General features: G+C 42.8%; 15 protein-coding genes and 1 other RNA gene. 7 read left to right on the top strand and 9 right to left on the bottom strand.

Annotated elements, in window-relative coordinates:
• The first annotated feature begins 96 nt into the window (after nt 1-96).
• Nucleotides 97-795, top strand: a complete 699-nt coding sequence (locus MNY66_RS02275) for a pirin family protein (protein WP_047255199.1) — start codon at nt 97-99, stop codon at nt 793-795.
• Nucleotides 796-840: 45 nt separating this feature from the next.
• Here the strand turns inward: MNY66_RS02275 and rnpB are convergent.
• Both rnpB and rsmI read right to left on the bottom strand, forming a co-directional pair.
• Nucleotides 841-1,213: RNase P RNA component class A (rnpB, locus tag MNY66_RS02270), an RNA gene on the bottom strand.
• 68 nt (nt 1,214-1,281) lie between these two features.
• On the bottom strand, nt 1,282-2,154 hold the full coding sequence (rsmI, locus tag MNY66_RS02265; protein WP_241501345.1) for a 16S rRNA (cytidine(1402)-2'-O)-methyltransferase: 873 nt from the start codon (nt 2,152-2,154) through the stop codon (nt 1,282-1,284).
• A 60-nt stretch (nt 2,155-2,214) separates the two neighbouring features.
• Between rsmI and MNY66_RS02260 the strand changes: the two genes are divergently transcribed.
• The 4 genes from MNY66_RS02260 to dolP are packed head-to-tail and all read left to right on the top strand — an operon-like array spanning nt 2,215 to nt 5,588.
• On the top strand, nt 2,215-3,975 hold the full coding sequence (locus tag MNY66_RS02260; protein WP_241501344.1) for a penicillin-binding protein activator: 1,761 nt from the start codon (nt 2,215-2,217) through the stop codon (nt 3,973-3,975).
• A gap of 33 nt (nt 3,976-4,008) precedes the next feature.
• Nucleotides 4,009-4,389, top strand: coding sequence for a YraN family protein (locus MNY66_RS02255; RefSeq protein ID WP_047255202.1), 381 nt, complete (start codon nt 4,009-4,011; stop codon nt 4,387-4,389).
• A gap of 21 nt (nt 4,390-4,410) precedes the next feature.
• Entirely contained in the window at nt 4,411-5,001 is a 591-nt protein-coding gene (gene diaA, locus MNY66_RS02250) for a DnaA initiator-associating protein DiaA (RefSeq protein ID WP_047255203.1), read from the top strand.
• Between the two features lie 11 nt (nt 5,002-5,012).
• On the top strand, nt 5,013-5,588 hold the full coding sequence (gene dolP, locus MNY66_RS02245; protein WP_047255204.1) for a division/outer membrane stress-associated lipid-binding lipoprotein: 576 nt from the start codon (nt 5,013-5,015) through the stop codon (nt 5,586-5,588).
• Nucleotides 5,589-5,764: 176 nt separating this feature from the next.
• Here dolP and mtgA read toward each other — a convergent pair whose 3' ends face one another.
• The 3 genes from mtgA to arcB all read right to left on the bottom strand — a co-directional run bounded on the left by mtgA (nt 5,765) and on the right by arcB (nt 9,707).
• Complete coding sequence (gene mtgA / locus MNY66_RS02240; RefSeq protein WP_241501343.1) at nt 5,765-6,481, bottom strand: monofunctional biosynthetic peptidoglycan transglycosylase; 717 nt, start codon at nt 6,479-6,481, stop codon at nt 5,765-5,767.
• A gap of 10 nt (nt 6,482-6,491) precedes the next feature.
• Nucleotides 6,492-7,142 carry an isoprenoid biosynthesis glyoxalase ElbB gene (gene elbB, locus MNY66_RS02235; protein ID WP_241501342.1) on the bottom strand — a complete coding sequence of 217 codons (651 nt, stop codon included), beginning with the start codon at nt 7,140-7,142 and terminating at the stop codon, nt 6,492-6,494.
• A gap of 219 nt (nt 7,143-7,361) precedes the next feature.
• Nucleotides 7,362-9,707 carry an aerobic respiration two-component sensor histidine kinase ArcB gene (gene arcB / locus MNY66_RS02230; RefSeq protein ID WP_047255207.1) on the bottom strand — a complete coding sequence of 782 codons (2,346 nt, stop codon included), beginning with the start codon at nt 9,705-9,707 and terminating at the stop codon, nt 7,362-7,364.
• Nucleotides 9,708-10,474: 767 nt separating this feature from the next.
• Between arcB and gltB the strand changes: the two genes are divergently transcribed.
• Together gltB and MNY66_RS02220 are read left to right on the top strand one after the other, a co-directional pair.
• Nucleotides 10,475-14,932 carry a glutamate synthase large subunit gene (gene gltB / locus MNY66_RS02225; RefSeq protein ID WP_241501341.1) on the top strand — a complete coding sequence of 1,486 codons (4,458 nt, stop codon included), beginning with the start codon at nt 10,475-10,477 and terminating at the stop codon, nt 14,930-14,932.
• Nucleotides 14,933-14,941: 9 nt separating this feature from the next.
• Nucleotides 14,942-16,360: an FAD-dependent oxidoreductase gene (locus MNY66_RS02220; protein ID WP_241501340.1), complete on the top strand. Its 1,419-nt coding sequence runs from the start codon at nt 14,942-14,944 to the stop codon at nt 16,358-16,360.
• Nucleotides 16,361-16,510: 150 nt separating this feature from the next.
• Here MNY66_RS02220 and sspB read toward each other — a convergent pair whose 3' ends face one another.
• The 4 genes from sspB to rplM all read right to left on the bottom strand — a co-directional run bounded on the left by sspB (nt 16,511) and on the right by rplM (nt 18,927).
• Entirely contained in the window at nt 16,511-17,041 is a 531-nt protein-coding gene (gene sspB, locus MNY66_RS02215) for a ClpXP protease specificity-enhancing factor (RefSeq protein ID WP_241501854.1), read from the bottom strand.
• 7 nt (nt 17,042-17,048) lie between these two features.
• Entirely contained in the window at nt 17,049-17,690 is a 642-nt protein-coding gene (gene sspA, locus MNY66_RS02210) for a stringent starvation protein SspA (RefSeq protein ID WP_047255210.1), read from the bottom strand.
• A gap of 400 nt (nt 17,691-18,090) precedes the next feature.
• Nucleotides 18,091-18,483: a 30S ribosomal protein S9 gene (rpsI, locus tag MNY66_RS02205; protein ID WP_047255211.1), complete on the bottom strand. Its 393-nt coding sequence runs from the start codon at nt 18,481-18,483 to the stop codon at nt 18,091-18,093.
• 15 nt (nt 18,484-18,498) lie between these two features.
• Complete coding sequence (rplM, locus tag MNY66_RS02200) at nt 18,499-18,927, bottom strand: 50S ribosomal protein L13 (protein ID WP_047255212.1); 429 nt, start codon at nt 18,925-18,927, stop codon at nt 18,499-18,501.
• Nucleotides 18,928-19,114 lie beyond the last annotated feature (187 nt).

Below are 19,114 nucleotides of genomic sequence, written 5' to 3'. Positions count from 1 at the left end.
TCAGTAAATTTGAATATCGTGACCAGATTAACTGGCTAACAATTAAACGTCCAGCTAATTATTATGAAAGGATATTTCTTTAAAGGAGCTCCGGCCATGATAAAAATTAGACAAGCCAATCAATGCGGCTCTGCTGACTACGGGTGGCTTCAGGCCCGTTATTCTTTTTCTTTTGGCCATTATTTTGACCCCGAATTGTTCGGTTTTAAAACGCTTCGGGTGTTAAATCAAGAAGTGCTAGCTCCCGGGCACTCTTTTCAAGCCAAAACCTATCCGAATGTCGATATTGTAAATATTATTTTACAGGGTCGTGCAGAATATCGCGATAGCTTAGGGCATAAGGCATATGCCGAACAAGGCGAGTGCTTACGCTTTTCCCCTCAACCAGGGATCCATTATAGTGAACATAATTGTGGGACTAATCAATTAACTCGCTTACAACTATGGATAAATGCTTGCCCGCAAAAAGATTACCATCCCCCCCAAAAAATTACGTTCGATAAGCAAAAATTGTCATTAATTGCCTCACCACAAGGTGAGCAAGGAAGTTTAATTGTTCGGCAGAATATTTGGATTCACCATATTCATTTAGCTGCGGGAGAACATATTGCGTTATCTCTCAACGGAAAGCATGGTTATTTGCAGTCGATTCAAGGACCAATTAACTTAACTTCAACATCAGCGCTTAGCCAACAGCTCCATTGTGGGGATGGCGTATTTTTACATCATGAGCCCTATTTATCTCTTACTGCAAAGGCTGACTTTCAAGGTTTACTTATTGATTTAGCAGAATAATGGATAAAAAAAGCCCCAAGCTAGATAACTAGCTCGGGGCCTAATTTGTGGAGTCGGCCGATAAGCCGGGTTCTGTCGTGGACAACCATTCATCTAGGCCAGCACTTGCGCACTGGCTCAAGCAGCCTACCCGGGTTCAGTACGGGCCGTACCTTGTGAACCCCTATTTGGCCTTGCTCCGGGTGGAGTTTACCGTGCCACGAACTGTTGCCAGTCGCGCGGTGCGCTCTTACCGCACCCTTTCACCCTTACCTGTGCCTGTAAACAGGCCATCGGCGGTTTGCTCTCTGTTGCACTGGTCGTAGGTTTTACCCTCCCAGACGTTATCTGGCACCCTGCCCTATGGAGCCCGGACTTTCCTCCCCTTTACCCGTCTCCCGAAGGACAACGATAAAGCAGCGATTGTCTAGCCAACTCCGCCGCAGATTATAGGAAGTTTGTCCGCGGTTGTATAGGTGTTTTCAATATAACAACTAAAAAGGCTCATTATTCAGTCTGTTGTTGTTCCAACATTAGCTTATACAACGCATTTTTCTTCAGGCCATAAATCTCAGCAGCAATCGCAGCAGCTTTTTTTAATGGCAGTTCTTTTTGTAATAATGCCAGTGTGCGTAAAACCTCAGGGGTAATCGCCTCGTCTTCTGTAGATTTCTTATAGCCTTCAACAATCAATACCATTTCGCCACGATGGCGATTTTCATCTTCTTTAACCCAACGAAGCAAATCCCCCACAGGCCGACCTTCTATCGATTCCCAGGTTTTAGTCAATTCGCGAGCTAATACGACATGACGATTTTCTCCCCACACCTCAACCATATCTTGTAAACTGTCTAATAGGCGATGAGTGGATTCATAAAAAATGAGCGTTCTTGTCTCTTGCTCTAATGCCCGTAATACATCTTTTCTGCCTTTGCTTTTGGCAGGTAAAAAACCTTCATAGCAGAATCTATCCGAAGGTAGCCCAGCCGCAGATAAGGCCGTAATTGCTGCACATGGACCCGGTAACGGGATCACCGTTATCCCAGCTTCACGACATCGAGTAACCAGATGATAACCCGGATCATTAATTAGAGGTGTACCTGCATCTGAAACTAATGCGATACTGTGCCCTTGCTGGAGTTTGCTAATTAATTGATCGGCTTTCTGTTGTTCATTATGATCATGCAAAGCGAACATGCGCGCATTAATTGCAAAATGCTGTAATAATATACCTGAGTGCCGAGTGTCTTCTGCCGCAATCAGGTCAACATTTTTAAGTACATCCAACGCACGTTGCGTGATATCTCTCAAATTACCAATGGGAGTAGGCACAATATACAGTGTGGATGCCATAACCACTGCTTGATTAGGTTGATTCATTGTTTCATCCGAATAGCCGGTTTAAAATTAAGCAACTGAAAATACATCACTGGATACAGTATGCGTCCTTCAATTTTATTGCGTTTCAAACAAGGGTTAATCTACTCTGCCATGTTATCAACACTGATACTGGCAGGTTGTCAATTGTCTGGGCAACAAGGCTCAGCGCCTATTAGCTCCGCCACTTCTGGACAAGGCGATAATGCGATTAGCCATTACCAATCTATTATTGATAAATCGAATAATAAGCCATCAATCGATGTTTTACGTGCTTATATTGCCCAAGAACCTTTATTATCAGACCCAGTTGCCCGTCAAAAAAATATTGATGGATTATGGCAGATGCTGACCCAGATGTCCCCAGAACAGATCCAAGGGGTGGGTGCAGATGAAAATATTTTGCAAGGTTGGGTTGATTTACTCGATATTTATCAAAATAATCGCGATGATACTGATAGCCTGAAAGCTGGCTACGATGACTGGAAAATGCGTTATCCGCTAAATCCTGCCGCTAAAACACCACCGACACAATTACAGCAAGCAATCCTTCCCGCGGTAGGAGCAACGCCACGAATAGCACTATTACTTCCATTAAGTGGTCAAGGTAAGGTGTTTGCAGAAGCGATTATGCAAGGATTTTTAGACGCACAAAAAGGCTTACCTAGTGCTCCAACCAATAACGTAGCTACGTTACCAACGACATCATCAACAACAGCAGCTGAAAACGCCAATGATCAAGATGATATTTTAGACCAAATTTATGCCGAAGTTACTGCGCCAGAGGATACCAATACCTCAGCAGCCACGACAATAGCTAATTTACAGATTGATCCCGTTCCACAAAATAGCCAAAGTGTTAAAGTTTACGATACCACTAGCCAGCCTATTGAGCAGTTATTACAACAAGCGCAAGCAGATGGCTATAATTTAGTGGTGGGGCCATTATTGAAAAGCAATGTGCAGAAAATCGCTCAAATGGGGTCACCTATTAGCGTGTTGGCATTAAATGAATTGGATGCAGACCAATTACAACCGCGCCCAAATTTATGCTATTTTTCCTTATCACCAGAAGATGAAGCTCGTAATGCAGCGCAGCACATTGCGCAGCAAGGAAAATCAGCCCCTCTGGTATTGGTGCCTGCCAATGCATTTGGAGAACGTATAGCCAAAGCTTTTGCTGATGAATGGCAAATCAAAAATGGCTCAACCGTACTCAAACAATCCTTTGGTTCTGTTGCTTCATTGAAAGAATCGATTAATCGCGGTACTGGTATTCGAATGACAGGTACACCGGTGATAATCAACACGCCGGCACCTCAGCCATTGAACGCCGAGGGTTACCCTGCGCTCGAGACTGAATCGCCAAGCAATGTAGCATCAGACCGTATTGATGCCGTATATATTGTAGCGACTCGTGATGAACTTGTGTTGATCAAACCGATGATAGAGATGGCAATCAGTACGCGTAGCCGCCCTGATTTATATGCCAGTTCGCGTAGCAATCAAGCCGGTAGCGGTGCAGATTTCCGCTTTGAAATGGAAGGTGTTGAATTCAGTGAAATACCACTACTCGCTGGTGCGAATGCTAACTTGATGAAACAAGCACAACAAAAATTAGCCCAGGATTATTCGTTACTTCGTTTGTATGCTATGGGGGTTGACGCATGGTCATTATCCAATAATTACAATCAATTACAGAATAATAGTCAATTCAAAATAAATGGTGCGTCAGGGAAATTAGACGTAACTGACAACTGTGTTATTTATCGTGAACTGCCGTGGTTAGAGTTCAGTAAAGGGCAAATAAAAGCGGTAAATTAATCAGCAGGTTAAAATTCTGACAAGGATGTCATAATGCAACCATTAAAAGCAGTAACTTGGCTCCTCGGCCATTATTATGAACGCCAAGCTCAATATTTTTTGCAGCGACAAGGGTTGACCTTTGTTGAACGCAATATCAGTAACCGTGGCGGTGAAATTGATTTGCTAATGCGAGATAAACACTATTGGGTATTTGTTGAAGTTCGTTTTCGCCGCAATCTCCGGTATGGTGGTGCATTAGTTTCCGTCACCCCAAAAAAACGGAAAAAAATTTTAACTACCGCAAAATTATGGCTCGCCCAAAGAAATGAGAGTTTTGATACCACTCTCTGCCGTTTTGATATTTGTGCTATAACAGGGCAACAATTCGAATGGGTACCGAACGCATTCAATGATGATGAGTTCACACACTAATCTGACAGGAAAAAATTCAACGTGCTGGATAGAATTAAAGTCTGTTTTACAGAAAGCATTCAAACACAGATAGCTGCCGCTGAAGCATTACCAGACGCCATTTCTCGGGCGGCAATGATGCTGGTTCACTCCTTACTGAACGGCAATAAAATTTTATGTTGTGGTAACGGGGCTTCCGCAGCAACCGCACAACGTTTTGCCACCAGTATGGTGCATCGTTTTGAAACAGAGCGTCCGAGCTTACCGGCTCTGGCGCTTACGACGGACAATGTCATGATCACCGCGATTGCAGGCAGTAAGCAACCCGAAGAGATCTATGCCAAACAAGTCAGAGCTCTCGGTCAAGCGGGTGATGTTCTATTAGCTATTTCTACCCATGGTGATAGCCACGAGATAATTAAAGCCGTTGAAGCTGCGGTTACTCGCGATATGACTATCGTTGCCTTAACCGGCTATGACGGCGGTGAACTAGCAGGTTTATTAGGACCTCAAGACGTTGAAATTCGGATACCTTCACAGCGCAGTGTTAGGATCCAAGAAGTGCATCTTCTCACAGTTAATTGTCTGTGTGATTTAATCGATAATACCCTTTTCCCTCATCAGGATGACTAAGGAGAGCTACAATGCGATTATTCCCATTATTAGCCGTTATATGCGGTGGATTAATGCTACAAGGATGTATCAGTGCTGCGGTAGTCGGCTCTGCGGCGGTTGCGACTAAAAGCGCTACAGACCCCCGGACGGTCGGCCAACAAGTTGACGACGGTACATTAGAAGCCCGTGTTAGTGCGGCATTAAATCAAGATAAAAACATTACCGGTAAAGCGCGAATTATTACCACTGCCTATCAAGGTAATGTGTTACTAACCGGACAAAGTCCTGATTTGTCTTGGGCTGATCGAGCGAAACAGCTAGCGGCAGACGTCGAAGGCACCAATATGGTATATAACGAAGTTCGCCAAGGTGAACCGGTTGATTTAGGTACCGCGTCCAAAGACACCTGGATAACTACCAAAGTAAAATCCAAAATACTGGCAAGCGATACGGTAAAATCATCTAGCGTTAAAGTTATCACTGAAAATGGCGAAGTCTTTTTGTTGGGCGTATTAACCAAACAAGAAGGTGATGCCGCAGCTAAAATCGCCAGCGAAACTGATGGCGTACGTAAAGTGACAACCGCCTTTACCTATCTTAATTAAGAAAACTGACTTAATTAATAAAACTAATGATATCGTCTAACTAGTCGAATAAATTTAGGTAATATATTAACAACGTCAGGCTCGCTTCAAATTATAATCATCAGTCACCGCAAGATTACGGTTGATTGATAACCAAAATATCAGCCACAGAATCTGTTCTGTGGCTTTTTTTAGCGTTATGGATAAATTTTATGTTTTTTCAGAAAATTCTTACCGCCTAAAAGTTGCATCTGATGAACTATCCACGACTGCCTTTTCAATACATAATTAGATGGTTTTTTAACACTTAGCTTAATAGGATTAGGTAATACTGCCGCTAATAAAGCTGATTCATTCATAGTTAGTTGATTTGCATGCTTTTTGAAATAAAATAATGCGGCCTCTTCTATGCCAAATACCCCCTCACCGAACTCAGCTATATTCAGATAAACAGTAAGAATTCTATTTTTAGACCACATAACTTCCATTACTGGTGTCATTAGTGTCTCTATCCCTTTCCTTATCCAGCTTCTTCCATTCCATAACCATAGGTTTTTTACTGTTTGCTGTGAAAGCGTAGAAGCACCATGAAGCGATGATTTATTATTCAAATTATGTTGATAAGCACGTTGTATGGCCTCAATATCAAATCCCCAGTGATTAGGAAAATTTTGATCTTCAGCCGCAATTACTGCCAGATACATATAAGGAGAAATTTGATCTGTATCTACCCAATGCGATTTAGATACATAAGAAAAATTAAAGTGTAGTGCAGCGCTAATTTGCTTTTCTAACATCACGGCAGAGAATGGCACGGGAAAATACTTAAACACAATCACTGAGACTCCCCAGAGAAGAAGTAAAGAGATCGTAATTTTCTTTAACCAGTGCCCTAAAAATGAAACAAATATCATTATTTAGCCATTAAGCCATTTCTAGCACTTTTTCTACCAACATAGTTATCCCTTTTTCTGCCTCTGCAATTGATTGGGCAAGCATATAAGCAGGGGTTGTAACAACTCTGTTATTTTCATCTACTACGATATTATCAACTGTGCACTGAATATGTGTCCCACCCATCTTTTCAATCTCAGCAATAGTGTCAGGATCGTTACCAATAGTTAATTTAACAGATTTATTTAACAATTTTGGCAACATAACTGGGGCAATACACATCAGTCCTAACGGTTTTTTTTGCTGATGCATTAATTGCACTAAACTTAATAAATCCTTATTGATTTCACATTCACTACCTTTGACAGCAAAATCACATAAATTTTTAGCCGCACCAAAACCACCGGGAATAATCAGTGCATCTAGCTTATTGGCATCAGCAGAGGACAAAGGCGCTATTTCCCCCCTTGATATACGCGAAGATTCTTCCATTTGATTACGTATCTCTGTTTTTTCTTTTCCAGTAATATGATTAATTACAGTAGATTGAGATTCATTAGGTGCAAAAAATGACACTCTGGCATTATTTTTATCCAAAGCTAGCATTGTTAATACTGATTCATGGATCTCACTGCCATCGAACACACCACAACCACTTAAAATAACCGCAATAGATTTCATATCTCACTCCATTTGTAGTAAATTATCTGTTACCTACTAAGGGGAATAAACACCAACGTTCATCACAGATCTTAATGAATCTTGTAACAAAAACGCTAAATTTTGCTATGTTGATGTTAATCTCTAAGTTAACGATATTTCAAATGACTCGCTAGCAAGGCGAGTTAACGATTTCCCTGGTGTTGGCGCAATATTCGCGCACCCCAACTTAGGTTGGGGTTATTTTTTTGCTTCTTGAGCTGCAACCCAGCTTCTCAAGGTTTCTATATCCGTTTTCCAATCTTGTTTTAATTCATCTACCCATTCATCAACATTATCCCACCATGCTGGTAATTCCGGGGATTGGATCTGTTGGGCTATTTGTTGTAAATGTTTTAATCCAACCGAGCCTGCGGCGCCTTTGATTTTATGCGCTTCATCGACAATGCCTTTTTGATCTTTTGCCACCATGTTCGAATCCAGTATCGCCAAATAGCCCGGCAACATATTTTCAAATACTTGCAAACTATCATGGATCAGTTGTGGCCCAACTAACTCGATATATTGCTGCAGCATCTCGGTATCAAGAATTTTATCACATTGATTGATATCGACTTCATCGACAGAGGCTGGCGTATTAATCTCCGCATTCGCTCCCCAATAATGCTCAATAATTTGAGTAAGGGCAGCAACAGACAACGGTTTACTCAGCACATCATCCATACCCGCATCTAAATATTCTTTTTTATCTTTTAGCACATTAGCGGTTAAAGCAATTAATGGCGGTAACTGATCTTTCTGGAATTCCTGGTGCAGTTTTCGCGCAATATCTAATCCGGTCATATCTGGCAATTGAATATCCAATAGCACCAAATCATATTCCTCCGGCTGGAACAAGGCTAAAGCCTCGGCACCGTTCATCGCCACATCAACAGTATTGCCCAATTTTTCTAGTACCGAACGCGCTACGACCACATTTAACTCAATATCTTCAACCAGTAAAATATGCAGAGCTGGCAATGGATAGTCACCATCTTCTTGCTCATCCACGGCAGCCTCTTCAACGACCGGTGCAATAATTGATAAGGTAAATGTCGAACCGTTACCAATCGAACTTTCAACCTGAATATCCCCCCCCATATTTTGCGCTAAACGGCGCGATACTGATAAACCTATGCCTGTCCCAGTTGCAGGCCGTCCACCTGCGCTGTCCGTAACCTGATAATACATAGCAAAAATTTTATCGAGTTCATCTTTCGGGATACCGATACCGCTGTCTTGTACCTGAAACAGCAATTTGTCATCAGCTTCACGCCAGATCCGTAGCTTAACTTCCCCTTTCTGAGTAAATTTGACGGCATTACCTATCAAATTCCATAATATTTGCCGTAATCGCGTGCCATCAGAAAGGATTGTTACGGGTAATTCTTCGTCTGTTTCTAAGGTGAATTTAAGCCCTTTAGGTTGAGCCAGCAGTCCAGACAGATTTTCAAGATCAGAAATAAACTCAGTTAAATTAATCGGCTGGTTATCTAATTGTACTTTCCGCCGCTCAATTTTATTCATCTCAATCACATCATTAAAAATATTACCTAACGTAATTGCACTGACATGTATCGTTTTGAGATATTTCATTTGCTCGGCGGTCAACTCCGTATCGAGCAAAATCCGACTTAATCCAACAATCCCATTAAGCGGCGTACGAAGCTCGTGGCTTATAGTTGAGATAAAAGTGGTCTTATCCCTACTTGCATTCTCTAATGCCTCTTGATAGCGCTTACGTTCAGTTATATCACGCCCAAAGCCCATAAGGCCGTGGCGTTTACCAATACGATCGTAAAAAGGGACTTTACGTAATTCAAAACAGGCTTTACGCCCATCGGGATAAACCAGCCACTGTTCATAGGTCAAAGAAACGTTATGACGGAATACTTTTTCATCAGTTTCAATAACTTTAGCCGCAATTTCAGGATCATAAATATCTTTAGGCGTTAAGCCGACTAACTGTTTTTCACTCTTACCCGTTAATAACTCCGTAGCTCGATTGCATCCTGAGAACTCATTATCTTCATTACGGTAATAGACTAAATCGGGAGAGGCATCTAAGAAGGAGCGTAATAAAACCGATTGTTGTTCTAATTCGATTTGAGTTTCTTCTCGTCGTGCCATCTCTTTTTTAAGCTTTTTAAGTAACTCTAAATGGGCTTGCTCAGCCTTTTCTCGCTCGACGATTTCTTGATTAAGCTGGCTAATATTCTCTTTCAGTTGACTATTTAAATCGGCATCTCGGGTACGCATCACTTCCAGTTTATCCACCATCCGCGAAAGACGTTGGCGCGATTCTTCTAATTGTTCCACCACCACCGAAAGAAAATAAACCGCCCAAGGCGTAATAATCAGCCCAAAAAAGATCGAGCGAACTAAATCGATGCTCTGTACTTGTCCTTGCAATAAAATAGTCACTGCCATCTGTACAATAATGGCCAGTACCACTAATGCAGAGGCTAATAATAGTGAAAATCGCACCAGCCCGAGCTTCATCATCAGGTCGACGTAGTATTGCGCAAGCCCTTTTAGTACTTTCATAATTACCCCGTAAATAAAAATCTTACTGGATCATATATCAAATAAAATAAAAACGGTGACGGATAATCAGAAAATATTAACTCTCTGTATATCTGGATAGGGCGATAAATTTAACCAATTGAAAATTAGCTAATTAATTAAAATAATAATCACTAACATGCCTCTTTCAATCAAAAAATGCAGTAATTAAATTGAATCAAAAATCACTGAATGAGAATTAAAATTCATATCAGTTATATTTATTACATTATAAATCATTACTTTTTATTACTATTGAAGAAAAAATATTAAAAATAATTTAATCATCTTTAAATGAAACAGAAAGGGAAATTAAAGTTTTAAAAACCAGAAACAATCAGAATATATGCAAGGCAAACCATATAAAACACAGTGATTATAAATCCACCCAAAATAGAACATGAGCCAGCTCACAAAAACCATTTAATCCTATATTTCCTTTCTTAATCAAAAAATTACCTCAACAAAATGCTAAAAATCTTACTCAACAGCTAATATTTGACCGCATTAATAAATGTCGCTAAGTTGAATTCTCGCCGTCAACTGTCAACTCAGTCGATTAGGCACACCATATTTATGCAAACTTAGCTATATTCATAATACAGCAACAGGCACACACAATAATCATCTCATCGCTATATCAATCAGATAGTTAGCGATAATTGCTGACGCCACAACTTAAATCTTCATAAACCAGCGTGAGTAAAATTAAAGTACCATAGAGCTGCAAGGGAATATTGGGGGCAATCATGTTATACAATCAGTCACAGGAGCGTGATAACTGTGGTTTTGGACTTATCGCCCATATCGAAGGCGAACCTAGCCATAAAGTTGTCAGAACCGCAATCCATGCACTCGCCAGAATGCAACATCGAGGCGCAATATTATCCGATGGTAAAACAGGCGATGGTTGCGGTTTATTATTACAAAAACCCGACCGTTTTTTTCATCTTATCGCCGAAGAAAAAGGCTGGCGATTAGCCAAAAATTACGCCGTAGGCATGTTATTTCTCAGTCAAGATGAAGATATTGCCCAGCAATGTCGTCAGATTGTTGAAGAAGAAATTGCCGATGAAACCTTAGCCGTCGTCGGTTGGCGTACCGTTCCAATTAATAAAGAGATTCTAGGCAGTATTGCGCTCTCTAGCCTACCGAAAATAGAGCAAATTTATATCAATGCTCCCGCGGGATGGCGTTCAAGAGATCTAGAACGGCGTCTGTTTATGGCGCGCCGGCGGATAGAAAAACGTATTACCGATAGCGATTTTTATATTTGCAGCCTATCAAACTTGGTCAATATTTATAAAGGCCTATGTATGGCTGTTGATTTACCTCGTTTTTATCCTGACCTTGCTGACCTCCGAATGGAATCTGCTATCTGCTTATTCCATCAGCGTTTCTCAACCAATACTACTCCGCGCTGGCCTCTTGCTCAGCCGTTTCGTTATTTAGCGCATAATGGCGAAATTAATACTATTACCGGTAATCGCCAATGGGCGCGAGCACGCTCGTATAAATTTCGCACCCCCTTAATCCCGGATTTACAATCTGCCGCACCATTCGTCAATGAAACAGGCTCTGATTCAAGCTCATTAGATAATATGCTGGAATTATTATTAAATGGCGGAATGGATTTAGTGCGGGCGATGCGCTTACTGGTTCCACCCGCTTGGCAAAATAATCCAGATATGGATGATGATCTTAAAGCCTTCTTTGATTTCAACTCAATGCACATGGAACCTTGGGATGGCCCAGCCGGTATCGTAATGTCTGATGGCCGTTATGCCGCCTGTAATTTGGACAGAAACGGCCTGCGCCCTGCGCGTTATGTGATAACCAAAGATAAACTAATTACCTGCGCCTCCGAAATTGGTATTTGGGATTATCAGCCCGATGAAGTCGTCGAGAAAGGCCGTGTAGGCCCGGGCGAATTAATGGTGATTGATACACAAGAAGGCCGCATTCTGCACAGTGCAGAAACCGATAATGACCTGAAAAGCCGCCACCCCTATAAACAGTGGTTAGAAAAAAATGTGACTCGTTTAACCGCATTTGAAGATCTCGTCGATAGCTTTTCAGGGCAGCGGGCAATGGATAATCAAACGCTAGCCAGCTATCAAAAACAATTTGCTTACAGCAGTGAAGAGTTAGATCAAGTTATCCGCGTGCTCGGCGAAAACGGCCAAGAAGCGACGGGATCAATGGGTGATGATACGCCATTTGCAGTATTATCTAGCCGCCCGCGTATTATTTATGACTATTTTCGGCAGCAATTTGCTCAAGTCACCAATCCCCCAATCGATCCGCTTAGAGAAGCACATGTCATGTCTCTAGCGACCTGTATTGGCCGTGAGATGAATGTTTTTTGCGAGGCCGAAGGCCAGGCTCATCGATTAAGTTTTAAATCGCCTATATTGCTGTATTCCGATTTTCAGCAATTACTCTCTCAAGATAAACGCTATTATCAGCATGAAATAATTGATATTACTTATCAAATAGGCGAATCAACACTAAAACAAGCTATTGACGAGCTGTGCCAGCAAGTCGAAAAACTCGTACGCCAAGGCGTAGTTATGCTGATCCTCTCCGATCGTAATATCTCAGCCCAACGGTTGCCTATCCCAGCCCCAATGGCTGTCGGCGCGGTACAGCAACGTTTAATTGAAAAACATTTACGCTGTGATGCCAATATTATCGTTGAAACGGCTAGCGCTCGTGACCCACATCACTTTGCCGTATTGCTTGGCTTTGGGGCAACAGCGATTTACCCGTATCTAGCCTATGAATCACTGGCAGCGATGAAAGATAATCAACTATTTGATAAATCGCTTACCGATGTATTATTGAATTACCGTAATGGGATCAATAAAGGCTTATACAAAATCATGTCAAAAATGGGTATTTCAACGGTTGCATCTTATCGTTGTGCCAAATTATTTGAAGCCGTTGGGCTAAGTGAAGAGCTAACAGCTGCCTGTTTTGACGGGGTTATCAGTCGTATTGGGGGAGCCGATTTTGGCGATTTTGAGCAAGATCTATTTAATCTCTCCCGCCGAGCATGGTTGCCACGCTTACCGCTGGAGCAAGGCGGAAATCTAAAATATAGCCATACCGGGGAATATCACGCCTATAATCCAGATATCATTAAAACGTTGCAACAAGCCGTTCACAGTGGTGAATACAGTGATTATTTAAAATATTCCGCGCTGGTATCTCATCGCCCTATCACGACCCTGCGCGATTTACTGTCGCTAAAAATTGGTAATAATGCGATTGATATCGATGACGTTGAACCCGCAAGCTCGTTGTATCAGCGCTTTGATACCGCAGCTATGTCAATTGGCGCCCTCAGCCCAGAAGCACATGAAGCATTGGCTATCGCGATGAATACTCTCGGTGGCTTTTCTAACTCAGGCGAAGGCGGTGAAGATCCCGTGCGTTATGGCACGCTAAAACGCTCCAGAATCAAACAAGTTGCCTCAGGCCGCTTTGGGGTCACGCCGTCCTATTTAGTTAGCGCCGATGTTATTCAAATTAAAGTCGCGCAAGGAGCAAAACCCGGTGAAGGCGGACAACTACCGGGAGATAAAGTCACCCCTTATATTGCAAAGCTGCGCTATTCTGTACCGGGCGTTACATTAATTTCGCCACCACCGCATCATGACATTTATTCAATTGAAGATTTAGCGCAGCTAATTTTCGATTTAAAACAAGTTAATCCACTAGCTCTAATTTCGGTCAAATTAGTTTCGGAGCCGGGTGTTGGGACTATTGCGACCGGTGTCGCAAAAGCCTACGCCGATTTAATCACTGTTGCAGGCTACGATGGCGGCACCGGAGCCAGCCCATTATCGTCAGTCAAATATGCTGGCTGTCCATGGGAATTAGGATTAGTTGAAACTCAACAAGCTTTAGTTGCCAATGGATTACGCCATAAAATTCGTCTACAAATAGACGGCGGCTTAAAAACTGGATTAGATATTATCAAAGCCGCAATATTAGGAGCAGAGAGCTTTGGTTTCGGTACAGGGCCTATGGTGGCATTAGGCTGTAAATATCTACGAATTTGCCATCTTAATAACTGTGCAACCGGCGTTGCTACCCAAGATGATACTTTGCGCCAGCACCATTATCACGGATTGCCAGAAAGAGTGATTAATTACTTTAAATTTATCGCCCAAGAAACTCGCGAAATTATGGCTGCTCTGGGGATTAAACAGTTAACCGACCTGATTGGACGAACTGACTTACTTGATATTATTGAAGGCACTACCGCAAAACAGAGCAAATTGAAAATAGAAAAATTGCTGGAACAAGCGCAACCGCAATCAGGCACACCGGTTTATTGCACCGCGACGAATCCGCCGTTTGATAAAGGAAATCTAAATCAGCAGATACTGCAAGATGCCCTGCCGTTTATCGAGCAACAACAAAGCAAAACTTTGTATTACGATATTCTCAATACCGACAGATCTGTCGGTGCGCTGCTCAGCGGCGAAATTGCTCGTCGTCATGGCGATCAAGGCCTCGCAGCCGATCCAATTCGACTGCATTTTGCTGGGACTGCCGGGCAAAGTTTTGGCGTTTGGAATGCCGGAGGCGTGGAGTTAACCCTAATTGGTGATGCTAATGACTATGTAGGTAAGGGCATGGCAGGCGGGCGTATTGTGATTGCACCTCCAGTAGGTTCAGCTTTTTCTAGCCATGAAGCCACCATCATTGGTAATACCTGCCTGTATGGCGCTACTGGCGGCAAGCTGTTCGCTGCAGGCCGTGCTGGGGAACGCTTTGCGGTGCGAAATTCCGGGGCTATCGCGATAGTTGAAGGGATAGGCGATAATGGCTGTGAATATATGACCGGCGGTATAGTGTGTGTATTAGGCCGCACAGGTATCAACTTTGGTGCCGGTATGACCGGGGGATTTGCTTACGTGCTTGATGAACTCAATGACTTTAATCAACGAGTTAACCGCGAGATGGTCGAGGTATTATCTGTCGGCGATCTGCCGATACATGAAGAACATTTACGTGGTTTGATGACTGAACATGCGCAATTAACTCACTCAGCACGTGCAGAAGCTATTCTCGCCAACTGGCAACACTGGCTGAGCCATTTTTCACTGGTCAAACCAAAATCTAGCGATGTCAATGCATTGTTAGGACACCGTAGCCGCTCTGCCGCTGAATTGCGTATTCAGGCACAATAAGGGGAAGATATGAGCCATAACGTATATCAATTTATTGACCTGCAACGCATTGATCCGCCAAAGAAACCGCTCAATATCAGAAAAATTGAGTTTATCGAAATTTATGAGCCATTCAGTGCCATGCAGGCAGAAACACAATCAGACCGCTGTTTGTCCTGCGGGAATCCATATTGTGAATGGAAATGCCCAGTGCATAACTACATTCCCAATTGGTTAAAACTCGCCAATGAAGGGCGGATTATAGAAGCAGCTGAATTATCTCATCAAACCAATAGCTTACCAGAAGTTTGTGGTCGCGTATGCCCACAAGACCGTTTATGTGAAGGCGCATGTACTCTCAATGATGATTTTGGTGCTGTGACCATAGGTAATATTGAGCGCTATATCAACGATAAAGCCTTCGAGATGGGCTGGCGTCCTGATCTTTCACAGGTTAAACCCACCGGTAAACGTGTGGCGATTATCGGGGCCGGTCCTGCGGGCTTAGCCTGTGCCGATGTACTGGCTCGCAATGGCGTACAAGCCACTGTATATGATAAACATCCTGAAATCGGTGGACTACTGACGTTTGGGATCCCCGCCTTTAAGCTCGAAAAATCAATTATGAGCCGTCGGCGAGAGATCTTTAGCCAAATGGGCATTGAATTCATACTCAATACCGAAATAGGCCAAGATATTGCACTCGCCAACTTAGTTGAGCAATATGATGCAGTATTCGTCGGTACCGGCACTTATCATTCATTAAAAGGCGATATCGCCAATGAAGATGCCACGGGTGTCTATGAAGCATTGCCCTACCTCATCGCCAATACACGCGAGCTGATGGGATTTAGCGCTAACTCTGGATCACCTTATATCGACCTCAAAGGTCAACGCGTTGTCGTACTCGGTGGCGGTGATACAGCAATGGATTGTGTGCGAACTGCCATCCGCCAAGGCGCGACTCAAGTCAGTTGTGCTTATCGACGGGATGAAGAAAATATGCCCGGATCACCGCGCGAAGTTAAAAATGCACGCGAAGAAGGCGCCGAGTTTTTATTCAATTTACAACCGATAAGTATCGAAGTCGATCAGCATGGTCGAACCTGCGGAGTCAAAGTCGTCCGTACTCAGCTTGGCGTCGCAGATCGTAATGGACGCAGACAAGCCGAGTTAATTGCTGGCTCGGAGCATATTCTTCCCGCTGATGCCGTCATTATGGCCTTTGGTTTTAAACCACATGATTTATCTTGGTTAACACAACATAATGTTGAATTAGATAATCGAGGCCGTATTGTCGCACCAGAATTTTCTGACAGACCGTATCAAACGTCAAATCCCAAAATTTTTGCCGGAGGCGATATTGTTCGTGGCTCTGATTTAGTGGTTACTGCGATTGCTGAAGGACGCAAAGCTGCTGAAGGGATAATGATGTATATGAATGTTTGATAGTTTAAGCGGGAATAAACGCAAAACAGTAAAATAAATAACAGGGGGATAGCCTCCCCCTGTTTAATTATGATGAATAATGTGGCAACCCAGTCTGATACCGAACGCTAGAGGATTAGTATTTAATCATACCGTTATTTAATCATATCGTTATTTAATGATCCGTAGCGCTGGACGACCTTTCGGTGGCTTAGGTGGCTCATCATCAGGAGAAGAAGGCTCCGAGGGTGGCTCGACTGATAAACTATCATCGCTTGAATTATCAACCGCTTTGATACCACGAAGATGTGCAGTCTTCTCTGTTGAACTGGATGATTCAGTATCCTGTTGATCTACTAATTCAGACTCATCATAAGCTGCTTCAGGTTCAAACATCATACCAGCCCCATTCTCACGCGCATAAACAGCAATAATGGCCGCCATAGGCACAGATACTTGACGAGGAACACCACCAAAACGAGCATTAAACTGGACAGACTCATTACTGATATCTAAGTTACCCACCGCTCGCGGGGCGATATTTAACACTATCTGTCCATCACGCGCATATTCCATAGGAACATTTACCCCAGGGGCAGCAACATCCACGACTAAATGGGGAGTTAACTCATTATCCAGCAGCCATTCGTAATGGGCGCGCAATAAATAAGGACGACGTGGTGACATAGGTGCCATATCCATCATATTACTAACCTCTTGCTGGAAGGCGCATTTCACGCTCAGCTTCAGTCATTGATGCCAAGAATGCATCACGTTCAAAGACACGCTGCATATAAACTTGTAAATGTTTGCTGCTAGCTAAATGCAACTCAACACCGAGAACCGGTAAACGCCATAATAGCGGAGCCAAATAGCAATCAACCAAACTGAACTCATCGCTCATAAAGAAAGGCATTTCATTGAATACCGGAGAGATAGCAATCAATTCTTCAGCCAGTTGTTTACGCGCAGCTTGTGCTTCTTGTGCCGTACCTTTTTCAATTTTATTCATCAATGAATACCAGTCTTTTTCAATGCGATGCATTAATAAACGACTGTTACCACGCGCGACTGGATACACAGGCATCAATGGCGGATGAGGAAAACGTTCATCGAGGTATTCCATAATGATACGCGGATCGTACAGAGTCAGATCACGATCAACTAATGTTGGTACGCTCTGGTACGGGTTTAAATCAATAAGATCCTGTGGTAGATGATCATGTTCTACATGTTCAATTTCTACGCTCACCCCTTTCTCTGCCAGCACAATACGTACCTGATGGCTAAAAATGTCGGTTGGGCCTGAAAATAATGTCATTACCGAACGTTTGTTGGCAGCGACAGCCATGAAAACCTCCAAATTTTATAAAAGCAGAATAACTTTGCTGAAATAACAGAATTATTATTTCAACCCGTTCATCCGCTTTAAAGTTCTCTGTGCTAAAGTTCAATTTTCCATATTGAAAGCTCGCACAACCCTCTCGCCAAGTTGATGCGAGAAATAAAAAACAAAAAGCAGAGCTCTAGTTTAGCAGATTTTGCGTAGTTTAGGGGGGTGGATGTTGAAAAATCGTGATTAAATATCGAAAATAACCAAAATATTCGATTTTATCAGCTAATAAAAACTACTGTGATGTGATATTCAGGATTATATCCTTGAATTTAACTCTAAAGTTTTTCTAATAAAAATAAAAAACCCGCCATAGTGACGGGTTTTATCATTAATTCTCTGCCACAAGGGCAATAAATTAACGTTTGGAGAACTGTGGACGACGACGTGCTTTGCGTAGACCCACTTTCTTACGCTCAACAGAACGCGCATCACGGGTAACAAAACCAGCTTTACGCAGATCTGAACGTAGAGTCTCATCATAAGCCATCAGTGCACGGGTGATACCGTGACGGATTGCGCCTGCCTGACCTGAAATACCACCACCTTTAACAGTGATGTACAGATCCAGTTTACCTAACATCTCAACCAATTCCAGCGGCTGACGAACGACCATGCGCGCAGTTTCGCGACCAAAGTATTGTTCTAAAGTGCGTTGGTTGATTGTGATAGTACCGCTACCAGGCTTAATAAAGACGCGAGCGGAAGAGCTTTTGCGGCGACCAGTGCCGTAGTATTGATTTTCAGCCATTACCTATAATCCCGATTAAATGTCAAGAACTTGCGGTTGCTGCGCCGCGTGGTTGTGCTCGTTACCTGCGTAAACTTTTAGTTTACGGTACATAGCACGACCCAGAGGACCTTTTGGCAGCATGCCTTTAACCGCGATTTCAATCACACGCTCAGGACTACGAGCAATCATCTCTTCGAAGGTTGCTTGCTTGATACCACCTACATGGCCAGTATGGCGATAGTAGATTTTGTCTTCGCGCTTTTTGCCGGTTACAGCAACTTTTTCTGCGTTAAGAACGATAATGTAATCGCCAGTATCAACGTGCGGAGTATATTCCGCTTTGTGCTTGCCGCGCAGACGACTAGCAATTTCAGTTGCAAGACGGCCTAATGTTTTGCCATCTGCATCAACAACGTACCAGTCACGTTTTACCGTCTCTGGTTTAGCTGTAAAAGTTTTCATTAAAGCTTACCCAATATTGAAGTTACATGTTGGTGAACACTCATGTCCATAAACTTTTTCGAGGTTCACACGACGCTTGTCCAGCAAACCTACCCCTTCGAGCAGCCTATGCCGGCACTAATGCGATATTTTTTGGGAAATAAAAAACATCGCTGTAACGTGGGGTCGCAAGATTATAGAGAAGTTA

The sequence above is a fragment of the Moellerella wisconsensis genome (genome assembly GCF_022592395.1).
Classification (GTDB): domain Bacteria; phylum Pseudomonadota; class Gammaproteobacteria; order Enterobacterales; family Enterobacteriaceae; genus Moellerella; species Moellerella wisconsensis.
Note: the sequence above shows the minus strand (reverse complement) of the source record. Positions and strands in the feature narration are given on the sequence as shown.

Coding starts and splice junctions, on each gene's coding strand:
- MNY66_RS02275 (WP_047255199.1), top strand. CDS start 97: ATGATAAAAATTAGACAAGCCAATCAATGCGGCTCTGCTGACTACGGG.
- rsmI (WP_241501345.1), bottom strand. CDS start 2,154: ATGAATCAACCTAATCAAGCAGTGGTTATGGCATCCACACTGTATATT.
- MNY66_RS02260 (WP_241501344.1), top strand. CDS start 2,215: ATGCGTCCTTCAATTTTATTGCGTTTCAAACAAGGGTTAATCTACTCT.
- MNY66_RS02255 (WP_047255202.1), top strand. CDS start 4,009: ATGCAACCATTAAAAGCAGTAACTTGGCTCCTCGGCCATTATTATGAA.
- dolP (WP_047255204.1), top strand. CDS start 5,013: ATGCGATTATTCCCATTATTAGCCGTTATATGCGGTGGATTAATGCTA.
- mtgA (WP_241501343.1), bottom strand. CDS start 6,481: ATGATATTTGTTTCATTTTTAGGGCACTGGTTAAAGAAAATTACGATC.
- elbB (WP_241501342.1), bottom strand. CDS start 7,142: ATGAAATCTATTGCGGTTATTTTAAGTGGTTGTGGTGTGTTCGATGGC.
- arcB (WP_047255207.1), bottom strand. CDS start 9,707: ATGAAAGTACTAAAAGGGCTTGCGCAATACTACGTCGACCTGATGATG.
- gltB (WP_241501341.1), top strand. CDS start 10,475: ATGTTATACAATCAGTCACAGGAGCGTGATAACTGTGGTTTTGGACTT.
- MNY66_RS02220 (WP_241501340.1), top strand. CDS start 14,942: ATGAGCCATAACGTATATCAATTTATTGACCTGCAACGCATTGATCCG.
- sspB (WP_241501854.1), bottom strand. CDS start 17,041: ATGGATATGGCACCTATGTCACCACGTCGTCCTTATTTATTGCGCGCC.
- sspA (WP_047255210.1), bottom strand. CDS start 17,690: ATGGCTGTCGCTGCCAACAAACGTTCGGTAATGACATTATTTTCAGGC.
- rpsI (WP_047255211.1), bottom strand. CDS start 18,483: ATGGCTGAAAATCAATACTACGGCACTGGTCGCCGCAAAAGCTCTTCC.
- rplM (WP_047255212.1), bottom strand. CDS start 18,927: ATGAAAACTTTTACAGCTAAACCAGAGACGGTAAAACGTGACTGGTAC.